Source organism: Mesorhizobium sp. M1217, from assembly GCF_040318275.1.
Taxonomy (GTDB): domain Bacteria; phylum Pseudomonadota; class Alphaproteobacteria; order Rhizobiales; family Rhizobiaceae; genus Mesorhizobium.
Window position 1 is genome coordinate 307,509 of record NZ_JAMYMA010000001.1, and the last position, 18,095, is coordinate 325,603.

13 protein-coding genes are annotated in these 18,095 nt (G+C 58.4%); 4 read left to right on the forward strand and 9 right to left on the reverse strand.

Translation table 11 applies throughout. The annotated features are described in order from the left end of the window. The first annotated feature begins 487 nt into the window (after window positions 1-487). Window positions 488-1,402 (forward strand): sulfotransferase family protein, encoded by a 915-nt coding sequence (locus tag NKH37_RS01615; protein WP_353040762.1) that lies wholly within the window; start codon window positions 488-490, stop codon window positions 1,400-1,402. An 18-nt stretch (window positions 1,403-1,420) separates the two neighbouring features. Here the strand turns inward: NKH37_RS01615 and NKH37_RS01620 are convergent, their stop codons facing one another. From NKH37_RS01620 to NKH37_RS01655, 8 genes are all read right to left on the reverse strand, one after another. Further along, a complete protein-coding gene (locus tag NKH37_RS01620) occupies window positions 1,421-2,116 on the reverse strand; it encodes a sulfotransferase family protein (RefSeq protein WP_023717684.1) in 696 nt (231 codons plus the stop codon). Window positions 2,117-2,188: 72 nt separating this feature from the next. Beyond that, window positions 2,189-3,931 carry an asparagine synthase (glutamine-hydrolyzing) gene (gene asnB / locus NKH37_RS01625; RefSeq protein ID WP_353004280.1) on the reverse strand — a complete coding sequence of 581 codons (1,743 nt, stop codon included), beginning with the start codon at window positions 3,929-3,931 and terminating at the stop codon, window positions 2,189-2,191. A 349-nt stretch (window positions 3,932-4,280) separates the two neighbouring features. Next, window positions 4,281-5,135 carry a sulfotransferase domain-containing protein gene (locus NKH37_RS01630; RefSeq protein WP_353040565.1) on the reverse strand — a complete coding sequence of 285 codons (855 nt, stop codon included), beginning with the start codon at window positions 5,133-5,135 and terminating at the stop codon, window positions 4,281-4,283. Between the two features lies 1 nt (window position 5,136). Beyond that, window positions 5,137-6,153 carry a glycosyltransferase family 28 protein gene (locus NKH37_RS01635; RefSeq protein ID WP_156948027.1) on the reverse strand — a complete coding sequence of 339 codons (1,017 nt, stop codon included), beginning with the start codon at window positions 6,151-6,153 and terminating at the stop codon, window positions 5,137-5,139. Window positions 6,154-6,354: 201 nt separating this feature from the next. Next, window positions 6,355-7,527 carry a glycosyltransferase family 9 protein gene (locus NKH37_RS01640; RefSeq protein ID WP_352482637.1) on the reverse strand — a complete coding sequence of 391 codons (1,173 nt, stop codon included), beginning with the start codon at window positions 7,525-7,527 and terminating at the stop codon, window positions 6,355-6,357. After that, window positions 7,517-8,551 carry a glycosyltransferase family 9 protein gene (locus NKH37_RS01645; RefSeq protein WP_352482639.1) on the reverse strand — a complete coding sequence of 345 codons (1,035 nt, stop codon included), beginning with the start codon at window positions 8,549-8,551 and terminating at the stop codon, window positions 7,517-7,519. The genes NKH37_RS01640 and NKH37_RS01645 overlap by 11 nt, the downstream gene beginning before the upstream one ends. Window positions 8,552-8,712: 161 nt before the next feature. Next, complete coding sequence (locus tag NKH37_RS01650) at window positions 8,713-9,825, reverse strand: glycosyltransferase family 9 protein (protein WP_352640893.1); 1,113 nt, start codon at window positions 9,823-9,825, stop codon at window positions 8,713-8,715. Between the two features lie 65 nt (window positions 9,826-9,890). Then, on the reverse strand, window positions 9,891-11,696 hold the full coding sequence (locus tag NKH37_RS01655; RefSeq protein ID WP_353004277.1) for an ABC transporter ATP-binding protein: 1,806 nt from the start codon (window positions 11,694-11,696) through the stop codon (window positions 9,891-9,893). Between the two features lie 525 nt (window positions 11,697-12,221). On the opposite strand from NKH37_RS01655, the gene NKH37_RS01660 reads away from it, so the two are divergent. The 3 genes from NKH37_RS01660 (at window position 12,222) to NKH37_RS01670 (ending at window position 16,679) form a co-directional block, all read left to right on the forward strand. Then, on the forward strand, window positions 12,222-14,060 hold the full coding sequence (locus NKH37_RS01660) for a carbamoyltransferase family protein (RefSeq protein WP_353004275.1): 1,839 nt from the start codon (window positions 12,222-12,224) through the stop codon (window positions 14,058-14,060). A gap of 282 nt (window positions 14,061-14,342) precedes the next feature. Beyond that, complete coding sequence (locus NKH37_RS01665; RefSeq protein ID WP_353004273.1) at window positions 14,343-15,155, forward strand: SGNH/GDSL hydrolase family protein; 813 nt, start codon at window positions 14,343-14,345, stop codon at window positions 15,153-15,155. 588 nt (window positions 15,156-15,743) lie between these two features. Beyond that, window positions 15,744-16,679 (forward strand): GSCFA domain-containing protein, encoded by a 936-nt coding sequence (locus NKH37_RS01670; protein WP_352640900.1) that lies wholly within the window; start codon window positions 15,744-15,746, stop codon window positions 16,677-16,679. Between the two features lie 83 nt (window positions 16,680-16,762). On the opposite strand, the gene NKH37_RS01675 is transcribed toward NKH37_RS01670, so the two are convergent. Further along, window positions 16,763-17,560, reverse strand: coding sequence for a TylF/MycF/NovP-related O-methyltransferase (locus NKH37_RS01675; protein WP_353040764.1), 798 nt, complete (start codon window positions 17,558-17,560; stop codon window positions 16,763-16,765). Window positions 17,561-18,095: the final 535 nt, after the last annotated feature.

The following is an 18,095-nucleotide window of genomic DNA, read 5'->3' on the forward strand; positions in this document are numbered from 1 at the left end:
CTTGTAAAACGGAGAAGCCGGTATGGTCCTTTTGGCGACCGTTCGGCCAACCTTTGTTTTGATTTTCCGAAATCGTTTCAGCACATTCGACCTCGATCCGTGAGTGGTTTCGTCCCCCGTTTACCGTGCCCACCGCGGCGTATAGCGTAAGTCTGTCGACGCTGCCAAGTTAGAGATTGAATGTAAAAAATTTGGCGGAACATTTGCGTTGTCTAACGCCTTCCCACCCCGGAAAAACATCGCAGCACAAAAGGCGATCATTGTCCTGCACCAGGGCCGGAAGCGTTGGTCGTGCTGTGACAAGCCCGTGCGACGCGCGATGCCTCTATCCACCTCAATTGAGCTTTCGAACTTGGCGGGAGTTTCTTCGCAGTCTATTAAGCGCCGTAAGCCAGCCTTGGATAGGGCAATGCGGTAAAGACAGTCTGCCTGCTTACAGGCCTATGCCACGACAGGTAGACTGATTTCAAGGCGAGGGTTTTTGCCGATGACGACCAGCCATGTTTCGCCCGATAATGTCGTGCCGGGCAAACCCCAGCTCGGCGCATTCCGTCGCCTCGAGCGCTCGTTGCGGCCACGGCTGCAAAGCCTTCGCGACGTAGTCAGGGAGCCGTTTCTTGCCTGGGCGCATCCGGAAGCCCTCGCCTTCTACCGCAGGGCCGTGGCAACCGCATACCTGCCGGACGACTTGATCGACGTGGTCCCGCAACTCAAGATCCTGTACCTGGCAACGCCGAAGGCGGCCAGCAGCCGCATTCGAAGCAACCTTGCAGCCATGATCGGCAACGACACCGTGTCGGGGTGGCGCAGCGACCAGAACTGGAAGGTCCACAACCGAAAGGCGTCACGGTTGCAGGCGCCTCGCCATGGCATCGTGCAGTTCCACCACATGGCGACAAGTGCTGAAGCCTTGCGATTTACCTTCGTTCGCAATCCCTACACCAGGCTGTTGTCGTGCTGGGCCGACCAATATCGCGACCGTCCCCTTGTGCCTGGCTATGGCAGGGTCGAGGTCTATCTGGCCCACCGCGAACGGGCCGATCCGGCGCTGCCTGTCGGCGCTGACAAGAGCCTGTCCTTTGCAGATTTCGTCGCCTTTGCCTGCAAGACGTCCACATGGCGCATCGACAAACATTGGCAGAGGCAAAGCGACATTGTCGAAGTTCCAGGAGTTGCGTTCGACCTCATCGGCAAGACCGAGACTTTCGCAAAGGATTTCGAACGGGTTCTCGATCATGTCGGTGCAGGCGACGATATGCGGCGCGCGGCGATTCCGCCCCTGCACACCTCCTCGCGTCGCAGGCTTGCCGACTACTTCACGCCAGAACTGGCGGATTCCATCTATCGCGCATATGAGCGCGACTTCGATCAGTTTGGCTATGCGCGCGCGCTTCCAAAGTGAAAATATCGGGCGTATCGCTCAAAGGTACCCGAAAGCCTGCATCAGGGGCTTCCCACGGCCCTCGGTAAGCTCCGCCAATTCCTGCTGACCAAGGTCGGTCTTCCATCGTCCGCGCCCGTCATAGATCGGCTGATTGACCTGCTGGTTGCGGAGTGCAGTATGTTGCTTCTCAAGTTCGACTTCGGCCGGCTTGAACCATTGCTGCGGCTTCCTGTGATAGTCGAGCAGGTCCGGGCTGAAGGGCAGGTTGAGAAAGCCGCAGATGCGCTCGACGATCTTGGCCGGATCCTCGACCAGATCCTCGTAGCGATAGATCAGTACATCCGGCTGTCCTTGTTCGGCGAGAACGAGCGCATTGTCGCCGATCCAGCGGTCGAGCGCCTCCCTTGGATCGCCAAGACGCTTGGCCAATGACGCCACGACGTCGCGCCCGTCCCGCACCGGCATCACGAAACGCGCCCCGGGCACGAGGCGGCGAATACGGCCGACGCGACGGATATGCCGCGGCGTTTTTTCAAGCAGCAAGGTCTTTCCGGCACCGCGCGCCGCGCGCTTCAGCTTCCAATAGCGAAACATCGCCAGCGGCGTCCATTTGAAGAAGACATTGGTTTCCTGGAACGGCAGGTAGACGTCGGGATGGGCTGCGAGGATCGTCGCGATCAACGTCGTGCCGCTATGACCGCAGCCGCATATGAATCCGGTCCGCATCACCATGTCGGCAGTGCTCCCATGGCCCGACCCCGCTCCGTCACGGCGAAAAAGAAATGCTGGCAGCCTTGAGGGTGGCTATGCGGAGGCATTCGAAAACTTGGCGCCTTTCAGGAAACCGGACAATACCGCCTCCTGATAGCTTTCCTCGGATTGCGAAGCCACGGCCGTTCGCTTCCAGCTTTGTGGAAGACCAAATCCCTGCTTCTTACGTTTGAGCGTGCTTGCCGGCAAAACATTGCGATATGCGTATTTAAGCCCGCCCTTAAGCTGGCCATCCTTGTAAAGAAACGACTCCGGCAGGCTGAACGCATATTCGATCATCGTTCGCGACAGGAACGGGATACGCGCTTCGAGCGAAACCGACATGCTCAACCGATCGACCTTGGTCAGGATATTGTTGGGCAGACTGGTATGAAAATCGAGATATTGCAGGCTGCGCAACGGTCCGAGTTCCGGCTTCCACCACGCCCTGAGATGGGCGAGTTCATCATAGTCAGCAGCGATGGCAAGGCGTTCGCGATAGACGTCGCGCTGCCATCTCGTTCTGCCGGAGCCAATGGCGATGGAGAGCTCGACCGGGTCGCGCGTGGTGATCAGGCGCAAATTGCGGTCCTTCAGGCGCCACCCGCTCTGTGAACCGAACGGGACGAAACGTTGCTTCCTGCGAATGCCGCTAAACCGCTTGTATGAGCGATAGCCGCCGAAAAGCTCGTCCCCGCCATCGCCCGTCAGCACGACGGTCCTGTCGCGGCTGGCAAATTCGCAGACACGAAACGCCGGGATGGCGGCCTTGTCGGAAAGCGGCTCGTCATACCATTCCCGCGTGCGGTCGAAGACGTCATCGAGCTCTGTCGGCTGCAGGATCCGGATCGCGTGTTCGGCGCCGAACAGCGCCGCGACCTTGGCCGCCTGCGCGCTCTCGTCAAATCTCGGATCTTCGAAGCCGATCGAAAACGCCTTTGCCGTGGGGTTCACCGCAACGGCATGCGACAGGACAACCGCCGAGTCTATGCCGCCACTGAGAAAATAGCCGACCGGCACATCGCTCACCAGGTGAGCGGCAACGCTCGCCTGCATGCGGTCCCGCAGCCCGTCGGCCAGGCGGTCGTCATTGTCCGAGCGGAGTTCGGTAGGCATGGTCCAGTAACGCCCGACATCGACGCGGCCGGTTTCCAGATCGAATGTCAGCCGACTTGCGGCCGGAAGTTTGAAGATATTGCGGTAGAGGCTTTTGGGCGCTGGAATATAGCGGCATGCGAGATAGTCCAGGACAGCCGTCTCGTCGATCGGCGGCAGATCGTCGCCGAGCCAGGCCTGCAGCGCTTTGAGTTCCGACGCCCAGGCAAATCGGCGTCCCGAATGGAAGTAGAAGAACGGCTTCATGCCCGGCCGGTCGCGGATCGCATGCAGCTTGCGGCGTTCCCCGTCATGGATCACCGCCGCATACATGCCGTCCAGCTTCTCGCAGAGCCCTTCGAGCCCCCACACCCGATAGCCATGCAGCACAACTTCGGAATCGGACTGCGAGGTGAATACGCAGCCTTTGGCAATCAGATCGGCGCGGAGCTCGCGATAGTTGTAGATCTCACCATTGACCGTGATCGCGAACTTCCCGTCGGCGCTGACCATGGGCTGATTGCCTGCCGCCGAGAGGTCGATAATGCTGAGACGCCGAAACCCGTGATAGAGATCGCTGGTGACACGTGCGCCGCCATAATTCGGGCCGCGGTGCACAAGCGTGTCGCGGGCCTGGTCGGCACGATGGATATCGTCGGGCGAAAAGCCCTCGGCACGATAGACGCCGAACAATCCGCACATCATTGGCTCCGCAGGAAGATCTTCGGTTCGAAAGCTTTTTGCCGGCTCCGCCAGCCGGGCCAGACCAGTATAGGAAACTGCCTGGATGCTCAACCGCCCTGCTGATTTGTACGGTCAGGCTCGAGCGGCCTCGAGCAGGCGCCTCATGTTCTTCTCCGCCTCGTCCATCACCTCGGCCCAGGGCCGTAGGCGGCCGTGATCTGGGGATCGGCCCGGGCCGAGCGCGCGGGCCGATAGAACTCGCATGATGGATCGCTGTGGCCAGCCAGACCTGCTTCTCGGCCTTCTCGAACCGGAGAGCAGAACCTAGATGGCAAAAAAGGCATCGGCATATGAGGCAAAATCGTAGCTATCGGCGTCGTGCCGCTATGTCCGCATCCGCAGACAAACCGATGCATCGGATCAATTCACACCTGCCCCTGTCGCCGATATAAGATATGCCATGCCGCAGGAAGGCCTCATCGAGCCGCTTCCAGTAATCGAGCCGCGCAAGTACATTGTCGCAGAAGGCTACATCATCTACGCTGAGGTAGTCCAAATAACCACCGACCTTACCTTTTCGAACCTTGAAACTTTCCGGGTCGTCAGGATTGCGTGGTCGCAATTTTCCGCCATAGCGCGCACCCAGTTCTCCTGAGATTTCAGATTGCTGCATTCGTTTGAACGACCTACTGACGACCACATCAGCAAGGTTGGACTCGTCGAAGGACTTTCCCACAAAGTTTCCGACACTGCGCAAAGCGTCGTTTGTATCCCGCTGCATATCTTCATAGCGCAGAAGCGCAATTTTTCGCATGTAACTTGCGGCTGCGAACCACTGCAGATTGAAAAGGGCAATCTTCTCGACGCCGTGTTTGGGGCTCCTTACACATTCGCCTATCGGACCTGCTCCCAGCTGATGGCGTTTGCAAACCTGAAAATATCCAGACACCACAGTGTCGCGGGGGTCTCGCGTCAGAAATAGGATCCGCTGCCGTTTGTAGCGTGATTTGTCGGTGCTGATCTGTGCAATGTCACGCAGCTCCTTGTGGTCGGAACCATCATGCGTGTAAGCCGCATTGACGCCCAGATCGTCAAGCATTACGCGCAGCCACGTCCGCCCGGACTTGGGAAACGAGACGACAAGGAGTGGCGGCCTTTTTGCGAAGAAGTTGGACAACAATCTCAACTTAGGCCTCCGATTGCGAGCACTTTGATTGCGCAAATCAGCGGTTGTAAATATCGATCAAAGCATTGGCGATCCGTTGCGAAGCTGGCATCTTTGGATCAATCGACAGATTGGCATTGAGGAAGTCCCGGCTTTGCTCAAAATAGGTCGGTCTTGACCTGACCGCAGCAAGGATATCGTCGACGAGTTGATGCTCCGACCATGTTGGTTTGAAAGCGCCCATAGGACTGTCGAACTCGACCATCGGCGAAACCAGCGGAAAGAGCACCACCGGAATGCCGCAGGCGATCGCTTCGTAAACCGTGGTGCTTGGGCGAGTTACTAGCGCCAGGGCGTCCGGGAGCAGTTGTGCGAAGTCTACGGGCGATTTGTTCGGCATGTCGACTTTTGCGAACATCGTGGGATGGACACTAACGACATGGGCAAGGCCGAGTTTCGCACATGCGGCTGCCACCGCTTCAATCGATTGGCGGTCTGCGAGGTCTTCGATATCCCCCTTGAAGTTCACCAGCACGAAAAGCCCTTCATCGTGCCTGGCGCCCGCGTTTTCGACGGCACGCTCAATTACCGGGGAGCCGACAATGTAGGTCGGTTGTCGTCGTTGCTGCAGCGCTGCCGGTCCCATCGACAGGATGTAGTCAGCTCTCACAAATCGATGCGGCTGCAGCAGTCTCGCACCTCCGATGAGGCCGACCACACGGACCATTCCGAAGTTGATAGAATCTATGAACCGCCTAAAAAATTGCGGTGCATAGTCATTTCCAGTCACCAGCATGTCGCAGGGTCTGATCGTCCGCTTGAGCTCAGCAAAGCTGATATGCGACATTCCCCGGGCGTTTAGTTCAGGGCGTGCGACGCCGCCGCGTTTCAATCCGTCAATATGCGCGAATACGCATTGAATGCCGCCGTCGACCAGAAGTTGAGCCGCATCAGCCAGCAGACGAACATTGTTGCGATTGTGTGGGACGAAGTAGACCGTCCTCGTCTCTGCCCTGCCGCGAGCGTAGATACGCCCCCGCCTGAACAGGTTTCCTGGATGCACAAGCCTGTACACCGCGAGGAGCCGCTGCACAAAGTCTTCGCTGATAAGAGAAGCCGACTTGTTCCCCGACCTACCCAAAGATATGCATCGCCCTCCAAGTCTTGAACCAGCCGCCAGCCGGCAGTTTACAGCGTTCTCGCCGTAAAAAAAGGCCCTTGACCACTTGGCTGCTGTGGCCTTCCTAGTGCGTTCGCGATGCCAGGCGTGGCGGAGTCAACTAGAGGCGATGAGTGAGCACATGTGGTGTCGCGCCTCGTCCATCACCTCGGCCCAGGGCCGTTCGCGCTTTGAGACCAGCACGGCCGAAGGATAGTAGGGCGTGCGGTCGCCCTCCACTGGCCACGAACGTTTGAAGCCGTCACCAAGGATGAAGACCGACGGGACGCCGAGGGCGCCCGCCAGGTGGGCCCCGGTGTTGCTGATGGTTACGACGGCGTCCATCGCTGCAACCTGCGCGGCGAACATGTCCATGTCGACAAGCTGATCCACGGTAGGGTCGTGCAACACACGTGTCGGGTCGCCATCGGTCAAGATTTTCAGGTCTGACTCGGTCCGGCCATATTGCAGCGAAACGAACCGAAGGTCCTGTCGGCCAAGCAGGGGACGCCACGCCGCCAGCGGCGGCAGGTCCTTGCCGGGATTGGAGCTGCCCCATGCGACGCCGACCAGCGGCCGGCCGTCCTCGCTGTAGCGGGCGCGAAGTTCAGCGACCCGCGCCGGATCCGGTTTAAGCGGGACGAAATGCTCCCGGATCGTCGCCTCATTGGTTTCGAACACAGCAGTCAGATGCTGGACGCCGGCAAAGGCCTGCGCCTCGGCGTAGGCGGCCTTGTTCCCGGGACCGACAGCCCGCACATCGGCAATGGGAAATGTCCGCTGAAACAACGGCACCAACCGATGCTCGACGAGCACGATCAATCGTGCGGCGCGGGCGAGCGCGCGGCCGACGGAACTCGCATGATGGATCGCGGTGGCCAGCCCCTGCTTCTCGGTCTCCATCAGGTCGACGAGCAGTACCTGGCCCGAGACATCCTGGCCGAGCCACTCACGCTCGACACGGCCTTCAACGATATGGCGCCGGGCGATCTTGAGTTCGGCCGCCGGGCCGTAAGCGCCCATCCGCATCAGCGCCTTGCCGAGCTCGTCGAGCAGATGTACCTCGCCCCTCGACTTCGCGATCGATGCTAGCGCCAGGGCTTTCGGCAGCGCGGCCGACCAATCGCGCGCCTCGATGCTTCGCCGATAATCCGCCATCTGATCGGCAATATCGCCGTCACGCCAGCGAAGGAAAAGCTGCCGCCGATGACTGCGGAACCAAACCTTGTATTTGTAGCCGGCAAGCGCGATAGCGCGGCGGAACCGGAGAAGAAATCGGCTATCGGCCATCAGCAACTCCACTGATGATTTGCCTGATCCGTCCACCTGCTTCCTGCATTGCGGACGCCCATGCCTGGCCGCCTTTTCTGACCAGTCGAACGCTTGGATATGTGGCCACGGTCTCGCCGAAGGCGGGCCACGACAGCCGAAACCCGTCGTCGAGCATGACGACCGTTGGGACGCCAAGCGCCCCCGCCAGATTGGCGCCGGTATTGCTGATCGTCACCACGGCATCGAGCGCAGCGATTTGCGCGGCAAAGCGGTCCATATCCGACAACTGGTCGACGGAAGCGTCATGGATGATGCGTCCCGGCGCCCAGTGCTCGAACTCGGAGAGCGCCGGCCCGACATCGCCATATTGCAGGCTGACGAAACGTCCCGGCAGGCTGCCGAGCAACGCCCGCCAATCGTCCAGGGCCGGCAGGTCCTTGGCCTTGTTCAGGCTTCCCCAGGCAAAGCCGATCAGAGGACCGGGGCCGCGATCGAGGTAGGTGCTGCGCAACTCGGCGACCAATCGGCGGTCCGGCTCCAACGGGACGAAGGGCGCGCGTGCTGCCGGTTCATCCGGCCAGAAGTGCTTCGCCAGTGTCTCGAAGCAGGCGAAGACATCGGCGTCCACCGCCGCCACCTCCCCCTGTTCCTCCAGCCTGAGATCGAGCGCAGGATATGTTCGGCGATAGAGTGGCACCAGTCGCGGCTCGACCGAGACGATGCATCGCTCGGCAGCCGCGATCACCGGGCCAAGCAACGACGCGAACTGAAGGAAAATCGCAAGATCGCCTTCGCGGCGCTCGACGGCAAGCCTGCGACCCGCAAGATCACTGCCATCCCATTCGGGCCTGCCTGGCATTTGCTTGCTCGACGCAATCAACTGCCAGGCACGGTTCCCGCCGCCGAGACGTCTGAGGCCACGCCCGGCTTTCTTGACAAGCCCGCGATCGCCAAGCTGCTCACCCAGCAGGCCGAGTGCCAGCGCATGGTCCCGGGCCGCCTTCCAGTCGCTTCGCTCGACGCTCTCCGCCATCAGCCTCATATGCCGTTCGACGCTTTCGTCGGCATGACGCGAGGGCCGTTTAAGAAGTTCCTTTGCTCGATCAAAAAGTGTCTGTAGCCGCTTGCCCGCGCCTGCTTGCGGGCGCAGGTCCGCAGCTTTTGCTTTTTGAAGGACGGATCGTCTGTTCGGCACGGCGATCCTCAACAGGCAGCGTCGGAATGCGTCGTCAAGATCGACGAGAGTCTTTGACCAACCTCGTCGAGCACCACCGACCACGCGCGCCCTTCCTTACGAATGACGACGCCCTTCGGGTACCAAGGCGTTCGATCGCCGATGACTGGCCACGCCGTCTGAAAATTGTCGTCGATCAGGAAAATAGTCGGAATACCAAGTGCTCCGGATAGATGAGCCGCCGTGTTGCTGATCGTCACGACGGCATCGAGCGCTGCGACCTGTGCAGCGAACCGGTCCATATCGACCATCTGGTCAACGCTGTCGTCATAGATAAGACGCGCGTCATTGCCATTGCGCAGGCGCCGCAGCGCCGGCTTGATCTGTCCGTACTGAAGCGAAACGAATGTCGCTTGTGTCTGGGCGATGAACCGTGCCCATTCGGGGAAGTCAGGCACGTCCTTGGTGTGGGATTTGCTACCCCAGGAGAGGCCGACCAGCGGCAGATCCGTGATCGAGCGATAATGCTTGCGGAATGTCTCGACGAGCCCAGGATCTGCTCGCAGCGGCACGAAGTCGGCGGCAAGTTTCTCGGCATCGCGTCCGAACACCCAGGCGAGATCTTCGAAGGTCGCACGTTTGTCGCCGATCACATCCTGCTGCGCCGGGACCACGGTCGCCTTCGGGAACGTTCGCTGCAGAATTGATATGAGCCGCGGCTCTGCCCGAATTGTTGCACTTTGCGCATAGGCAGCGGCGGCGCCGGCCAGTCGCGCGTGGCGGATAACCCGGCCAAGGCTGCGCGGGTCATCCTCCACAAGATCGATCAGCAGTGTATCCGAACCGAGGTTCTCCCCGGTCCACTCGTTGGCATTTTTCCCCTTCCGCAGCCGGCGAGCGGTAAGCCGAAGCTCGGCCGCCCGGGCGAAGTTGCCCAGCCGTTCGAAGGCCTGTCCTGCCTTCTGCATCAGCTCGGGGTTGCGGGAACGGTCAGCCATGATGGCCATTTCATTGATACTTGCTTCAAGGCCTGTCCAGTCCCTGCGCGCGATCAGCGCGTCGGCCTTGGCCTGCAGCTCAAGAACGGAATGAGGCTTGGAGCCGGCAAACAATGTCCGCGCGGCCTTTGTGTATCGGCGCAATCGCAGGCCTATCCCAGCAATCACATACCTGACATAGGAACCGTGATAAAAACTGGTCATCGCCGTCAGCGCAAAACGCTTTGCCGCAGCTGCTTGCTGCCCTCGACGATCGGGCCGGACGCCTCCAGGTGAAAGATCGAGCGATAAATTTCGCTGCGCCTGGCAAGCTCGTCATGAGTCCCGGCGTCCGCCAGAATGCCAGCGTCAAACACCAGGATGCGATCGGCTGCCTTGATGGTTGAAAGCCTGTGCGCAATGCAGATCACCGTGCGCTCGAATGCATCGTCGAAAGCAGCCTCCATGACCGCCCGTTCGTTTTCGCCGTCAAGCGCGGACGTTGCTTCATCATAGACGATTACCGGAGCATTCTTGAGCAGCGCGCGCGCGATGGCGACGCGTTGTTTCTGCCCGCCCGACAGGTTGGTGCCACTCGGCCCGACAAGAGTGTCGAGCCCGTTTTCAAGGCTGGAGGAAAAGCTGGTGACCCGGGCGAGGTCCGCCGCGGACTCGATTTCCTGATCGGTGGCGCCCGGGCGTCCGTCGCGGATGTTGTCGCGGATCGAGCCTTCGAACAGGAAGACATCCTGTGACACCAGTGCGATATTGTCGCGAACGTCGGCGAGGCCGATCTTGGAAATGTCCTTTCCGTCGATGAGGATCCGGCCCTTGTCCGGCTCAATGAGGCGCAGGATCAGATTGACGATGGTGGTCTTGCCGGCGCCGGAGCGGCCGACGATCGCCAGCTTCTCACGGGGCCGTACCTCGAAGGAAACGCCGTGCAGCGCCGGGCTGTTGCCTTCGTAGGAGAAGGCCACATCTTCAAAACGGATACCGCCCTCGACATCGGTGAGGCGCTCGCCGGCGGTTGCGAGTTGTCGCTGCTCGGGCGTATCGATCAAATCATACATCTGCTCAACCGCCACCATCTGCTTCTGGATATCGACATTGACGCGGGCCAGCCGCTTGGCGGGCTCATAGGCAAGCAGAAAGGCGGTTATGAAGGCCATGAACTCGCCCGGGGTCTTGCCGTTGCCGAGGGTCTGCCAACTGGCATAAATGACGAACAGCCCGATGATCACGCCGCCGCCGGTCTCCATCAACGGACTCATCAACGCTGACGTCCGGTTTATCTGGATGCCGCGCCTTTCCATCTTGCCGACGGCCTTTGCGAAGCTGGCGACCGCCTTGTCTTCGAGCTGAAAGGACTTGATGGTCCGGATACCTTCGACGGCTTCCGTGCCGATCGACTGGACCAGTGCAGCCAACTCCGTCTCGCCCCTTGCCAGCGCCTTGAGCTTCCTGGTTATGGCGCCCACCGACAGGAACAGCAGCGGCAGAACCGCCACGGATATCAGCGACATCATCGGATCCTGCTTGACCATGACACTTGCCAGGCCAATCAGCGTCAGCACATCGGAGACGGTGCTGCTCGTGAGCGTGAGAATAACGGATGACCCGGCGCGCGCGTTGAACATGATCTTGGAGACGAATTTCGCCGGATGCTGATTGGCGAAACGACCGATGTCGAAACGCACCATTCGGGAAAACTGGCGGTTTTGCAGGTCCGAGACGATAGCCCGGCGAATCTTCCCCGTCGTGATGGTCTGGCAATAGGCGGCTATGCCCTTAACCAGGAAAATGCCGATGATTACGGCGCTGATACCCCATGCGGCGGCAGCGTTGCGTTCCACATAGATGCTATTGACCATGGTGCTCATGATCCAAGCCGACGCGGCGGTCGTCGCCGCAACGGCGATCGAACACAGCAAACCGACGAGATACAGCGTTTTGTGCGGCGGCAGATTCTCGATGATCAGACGCTTAACCAGCGGGTATGCCAGCACCGCCGAAATTCGTCTCTTTGCGCTCATTCCATTTCCCGATGCGATGTGCGTTGGTACCGGAGGGCCTCTGCTCTCTGCCGACCCGCACGATTTCGGGACGCCGCTTGAGCATCCGCGATAGTTCATATCCTATTCCATGTCTGTGGCTTCGTTCGGAGCCGCAGTCAATGCCGAACCCGACTCATTGAATGGCGACCGTCAAGGCTGCCGCACGGGCTCAATCGGCTCGGTGATACGCCGCGTCCTTGACAAGCTTTGTTCCTTCGGCTCAATCGTTTGCCAATAGCTTGGGTGCATTCTCGTGGTGGGCGAAAATAGTGTCTGACATTCACAACGTGCCCTCCAAGAGGGCTGCGACCAATGGTTGGTTTTCCGACTTGGTGTGTGCATCGACGTTCTTTGGGGTGGTATTTCCCGTCGGATTTGCACGCCGGTTGGTCAGAGTGATCTGCCGACGGCTCCAAAGAACGCATTCCAATGATACATTTTGGATTGAACGAAGAACCAAGAACGATTTGAACTCGATGACCAATCAGTTTTGAAGACAATATTATGACCAATATATTGGGCATATCGGCTTTCTACCACGACAGCGCGGCCTCCCTCGTCGTCGACGGCGCCATCATTTCGGCGGCCCAGGAGGAGCGGTTCACCCGTCGAAAAGCCGACGAACGCTTCCCCTCAAACGCCATTCGGTCCGTTTTGCAGACCGGCGGTGTCTTGCTGAAGGATGTGGACTACGTCGTATTCTATGAAAAGCCGCTGCTAAAATTTTCGCGTCTGCTTGAAACCTATCTCGACGCCGCTCCTAGCGGATTCGATTCATTCCGAAAGGCGATGCCCGCTTGGCTGACGGGAAAATTATTTCAGAAGAGGATCATTTTCGACGAACTCCGCAGAATCGACCGCGGCTTCAAGGATCCATCCCGGATCCTTTTTTCCGAACACCACGTGAGCCACGCGGCCAGCGCGTTTTTCCCGTCGCCCTTTAACGAAGCTGTGGTTTTAACTCTCGACGGCGTTGGCGAGAAAGCAACCACGACAGTTGCGATCGGCAGGGGCGCAACTCTCGATGTCGTGCGGGAATTGCGGTTTCCGCATTCGCTCGGGCTTCTATACGCAGCGTTCTGTTATTATCTCGGCTTCAAGATAAACAGTGGCGAATACAAGGTGATGGGGCTGGCTCCCTATGGTGTGCCTCGGTTCAAATCGCTGATCCTGGAAAAGCTGGTCGACCTGAAGGAGGACGGAACCTTCCGTCTCGACCAAAGCTATTTCGCGTATGCCACTGGACTGAAAATGACGAACGCACGGTTCGCCAGCCTCTTCGGACAGCCGGTAAGGCGCCCTGATACCGATCTGTTAACTGATTTTCACATGGACGTTGCCGCGTCCATCCAAGCCGTCGCCGATGAGATCGTTCTTCGGCTGACCCGCAGCTTGGCACGAGATTTTGCAATTCCCAATCTGTGCATGGCCGGCGGTGTGGCGCTTAACTGCGTGGCGAACGGCAAAGTGCTCAGAGATGGTGCCTTCAAGAGAATCTGGGTTCAGCCCGCAGCCGGCGACGCAGGAGGCTCGCTTGGGGCCGCACTCGCCGCCTGGCATCTTAAACTCGGCGGTGAGCGGGTTATAGCCAAGCAAGATTCCATGAAAGGGAGTTATCTCGGTCCGGAATTCGGTCAGAGCGAGATCGAAGCGCAACTCAGCCGAGCCAAAGCCGTTTTCGAAGTCATGCCAACCGACCAACTGATCGATGCCACGGCTGCGGCGCTGGCCGACGGCAAGGCGGTGGGGTGGTTCCAGGGCAGGATGGAATTCGGACCACGGGCGCTTGGCAACAGATCCATCCTTGCAGATCCGCGGTCGGACCATATGCAGAAGACGCTCAATCTCAAGGTCAAGTTTCGCGAGAGTTTTCGTCCGTTCGCCCCCTCAGTCCTGTCGGCACATGTGTCGGACTGGTTCGATCTGGAGGGTGAATCGCCTTATATGCTCCTCGTTGCTCCGGTTAAGCAGAGCCGTCACCGCGCGATGACTGCATCCGAGGCCGCTATGTTCGGAATAGACAAGCTGAACGTCCGTCGGTCCGAGATTCCTGCCGTCACGCATGTCGACTATTCGGCCAGGGTTCAGACGGTGCACGTCGAGACCAACCCGCTATACCACGCGTTGATCACCCGGTTTGAAGCGCTTACCGGCTGTCCTGTCTTGGTGAACACCAGTTTCAATGTGCGCAGCGAGCCGATCGTATGTTCCCCTACGGATGCTTTTCGCTGCTTCATGGGAACGGATCTGGACGTGCTGGTGGCTGGTAACTGCGTTCTCCATAAGCCGAAGCAGGATTCCGCCCTCGCAATGGACTACCGCGGTGAGTTTGAGCCCGATTGAGCGCGCGCACGAAAGGCGTTGCTACATGGTGTCGAGATGAACGTGGTTAAAAAGCAACTTTGGAGAGCGCGGCGCACTTTGCGCAAAGGCCTCATTATGCTTCTAGGCGATAGGGCGCTGCTCCAGATCGGTTTCCCAGGCTTGATTGCCAAATGGGCTGGTTGCCCGACACCTTTGGTTCGGCCAAACCCCTATACCCTATATGAGCTGAATCCTGTGTGGCACTCGGGCAACGGCAGATCGAGACACAATAGCCTGGGCTTCCGGGGCCCGGAAACCGCCATGCCGAAGCCGGAGCAATGTCTAAGAGTTGTCTGTATGGGAGAATCGTCTACTTATTGTACCGGAATAGAAGACGATAGCCGTACTTATCCGCACCGGCTGGGCGAATACCTGAGGGATCTGAAACCGGGAGTCGAAATTGACATCGTCAACGCAGGAGTTGGCGGATATACCTCGGTCGAGAACGTTTTGAGACTTCTTTTCCACGTAGCACCATTGTCACCTAATCTTATCGTATACTACTATACCCACAATGATGTTCATCCTCGCCGACTGGAAGGACTGTCTCGAGACTACAACCAGTATTCCTGCTCCTGGTTCGAGCCACCGTCAGGTGGCGGGCTTTCGGGTTGGTTCAAAAGACGGCAAAATCTGGCGACCGCGTATGTCGGGAACATTGTTCGACGTCGAGGCGATGGACGTCGAAATTCGAAGCACATTGCGCACAATCCACCAGACGCGTTTCGTGCGAACTTTAGTGCACTGGTCGTCCTCGCAAAGGCAGCCGGAGCCTCGGTTCTCTTCGTAAACCCCAATTATCGGCAGGAAGACCCAAACGATCCCGCTGCAAACGCGGTTTGGGAACACAGACGCATTGTGGAAGACATAGCCAAGCGAACCGGCGCCTCGGTCGTTGATCTCCATGGATCGTTGCCTTACCTTTGCCAACGCAGCGAGACTTTGGATAGAAATTATTACGACGAGGTGCATTTCACCGAGAAGGGAGCGGATTCTGCTGCCAGGTTTGTTGCCAACGCGATTATGGAACAGGGTCTTCTGAACTTTTCCAAAGAGAAACCTCTAATATACTGACGTATACGAGAGAAAACTATGAATGTTTTCCATGAATAGTATATTTTTTTGGACATCCGCTGCTTTGCTGGTTGTAGCCGCAATAGCATTGGTGCGGATGGTCATAAAAAAACGAGGAAAAGCTGACGAGGAAGCTGAGCCGGAGGACAATTACCCTCTCTGGTAGGCCCTAATCCCTCGGTCTGCCTTGGGTTACGCCAGACGTGCGCGAGAGAGATCCCCCGGTCCCAAGGGCGCGGCTCATGTTGCGTTGCCGATCCACCAAAGGCGATTTCTGCACAACTGTCGGGGTCAGCGGACAGCCCGACAGACGCCTTAATGAAGCGTGAAGCGGGACCAGACTGCGCCGCGACAACATGCGCCAAAAGAACCGCATCTGAGGTCTGACGTCGTTCGAATAGTCAATCTTGAATCCTTCTGATTGCAGCTAGCCGCGAAGCGGACTACATGTCCGGCATTGCGGTTGGGGCCAGCTGTGACCACTATGGAGCGACTGTGCCATTTCTGGAGCGAGTTAAACGAAGGTACCTTCGGATACGCAATCGACTCGGATACGCCAAACCTGTCCGTCTGATGGCGTCGGATAAATTGAACGCGAAGTATGGCGACTTTGTAAGCTCTGGCGCCATTACTATACGCAAAACCCCCGTTTTAACTTCTGACGATATATTCTTCACGATGGGGAGTTGCTTTGCGCAGGAAATTCGACGCGCGTTGACAAACAGACGCATCGCATGCGTCCCGTCCTACGGAAATATCAGCTTCGACCCCGCGGAGGCCATTGTAGATGAGCTGCCTCGGCAGGAACATATGAACTTCTACAACACTTTCACTGTTCGCCTCCAGCTCGAGCAAATGCTTGGCGTGTGGGATCAGGCAGACGACGACTGGTGGCAGGTCAAGAAACGCGTCCCTTGGGGCTCGGCCAGCTTTCAGGACCCGTATCGGCGCGGTATTTTCGCCAAATCTCCGGAAGTTCTCAAAGAGGTGATCGGGAGCGTAAACCGGGAGATGCGGGCTGGCTTCGATGCCGCCACGGCATTCATATTCACCTTTGGAATGACCGAGGTCTTCATCAACAAGGCCAGTGGCAAAGCAGCAGCGCAGAAGCCGCTCTATCTCGGCGGCGGCGGAATGCAGGAAACAACGCTTCACGTCAGCAGCTTTCAGGAAAACTACGCCAACGTGATGGCTGCCGTGGACATGGTCCGTGAACGCAAACCCGATGCGCCGATAATTCTCACGGTCTCACCGGTTGCATTGGCGCGCACATTTCAGGACGCGGATGTCGTCACCGCGAGCACTGAAGGCAAGTCCGTTCTTCGCGCCGTGCTTGGTCAAGTCTGCCGGGAACGGGACAATGTCCATTATCTTCCCTCGTTCGAGCTTGTCACCTATGGGGGCCTTGCTCGTAGCTACAGAGAGGACTTGCGGCACGTAAAGAACTCAGTCGTCGACGAGATCGTTGAGCAGTTCTTCAATGCCTATTTTGCTCCGTCTCAGGTGCCATCAAGCGAGAATTGATACCCGTGCCCTGCCGATTTCCATCATGGCTTTCGGCGACGTCCTCGCTTCATCCGATGGAGAGCCGCCGCAACCATTCAGGACTAGCTTGCCTTTACGACAATCGCCTGCCCCGTTGGAAGTTCGATAATGCCTTCCGGGCGGTTTTCGAAGAAATGGTCAAAGGCCTTTCGGGCTCCAGGACAGAGCGCGGAGCCGTAGTCATCGCATATGATGATGCCATGTGCGCACACCCGATCGTAGAAGAAGGCAAGCGCGTCACGCGTCGGCTCGTATAGATCGACGTCAATATGGACCAGGGCGAAACGCCGGTCGGCTACGCTGGGAAAAGTTTCCGGTATCCATCCCACATGAAAAGTTGTGTTGCCGAAGTCCGAAATATTCTCTCTGGCTACCCTCTCGTCAGTGCTGAGATCGCCGGACTTCCACGGCGTTTGGCCGTTTCGCTTGCGATCCTCTGCGGTCGGTTCCGAGAGGCCGGCGAACGAGTCGAAAAGGTGATAGTGCCGTGGCCGAAGATCGCTCATCAGCATGAATATCGTCGACCGGCCTTGCCTTACGCCGCATTCGGCCACATCGCCGTCGATCCGCTCGATCGATCGTAGGCAGCTTTGCAGGACAAAAGCTCGCGGATCTGGAATCCCGCGGATGTTTTTGACCCGCTGCAGTGCCTTGCGGAAAAATGGCTGGTCCTTCCAGACCATATGGCTGGAATAGACATAGAAGCCGTATCTGTCCGCCTTCTTCTGTGCGATCTTATACCAAGCCACGCCTCGGCGTTTGTTTGAAAAAACAGCAAGTGCCGCGTCTCTCAATTTCACCTGTATCCTCCAGCATTCGGTATGTGTTCTGATGACGGCAGAGAGAAACTCTGCCGTCATCAGACATGGCCTTATCCCGCAACGAAGCGCTTCCGGTGCACGTAATAAGCCAAGATCGGGAATGGAACTCCCATGCACTGCGACTCAAGATCACGGTCACGTACCAGGCCGGTCCGGAAATTGGTCGATTGCCAGCGGAAGTTAGCACACTGCCCGGCTTAATCTGCGCGCCGCAACGATGGCGCGGCACCTCCTCATCACATATTTGCGCACAGCAGGGCAATGCCCGCAGCAGATGTGCGTCGAAAGTGTCAGGCGCCCTCGTCGCGCCTGGAGCGTCAGAGAGCCCAACTCGGCGACCAGGGAGATCAGGCCGTCGCGATCGCGGATCAGTCTCGCCGCGCTCGCCTTGGTCAGTCCCCTGCCCTCGAGATCCTGGAACGCTACGGTAGCCCTGGGCCGACAAACGGGAGCATAAATAGTTCCCCTGTCGGCAAGGCAAGCCATGTTTGTTCTTGCTTTGTGCCGGCAGCTATGCTACTAATTTGCTTATGGTGCTGATTTGCGCCAACGACCGCCTTGCCGCGACATGCGG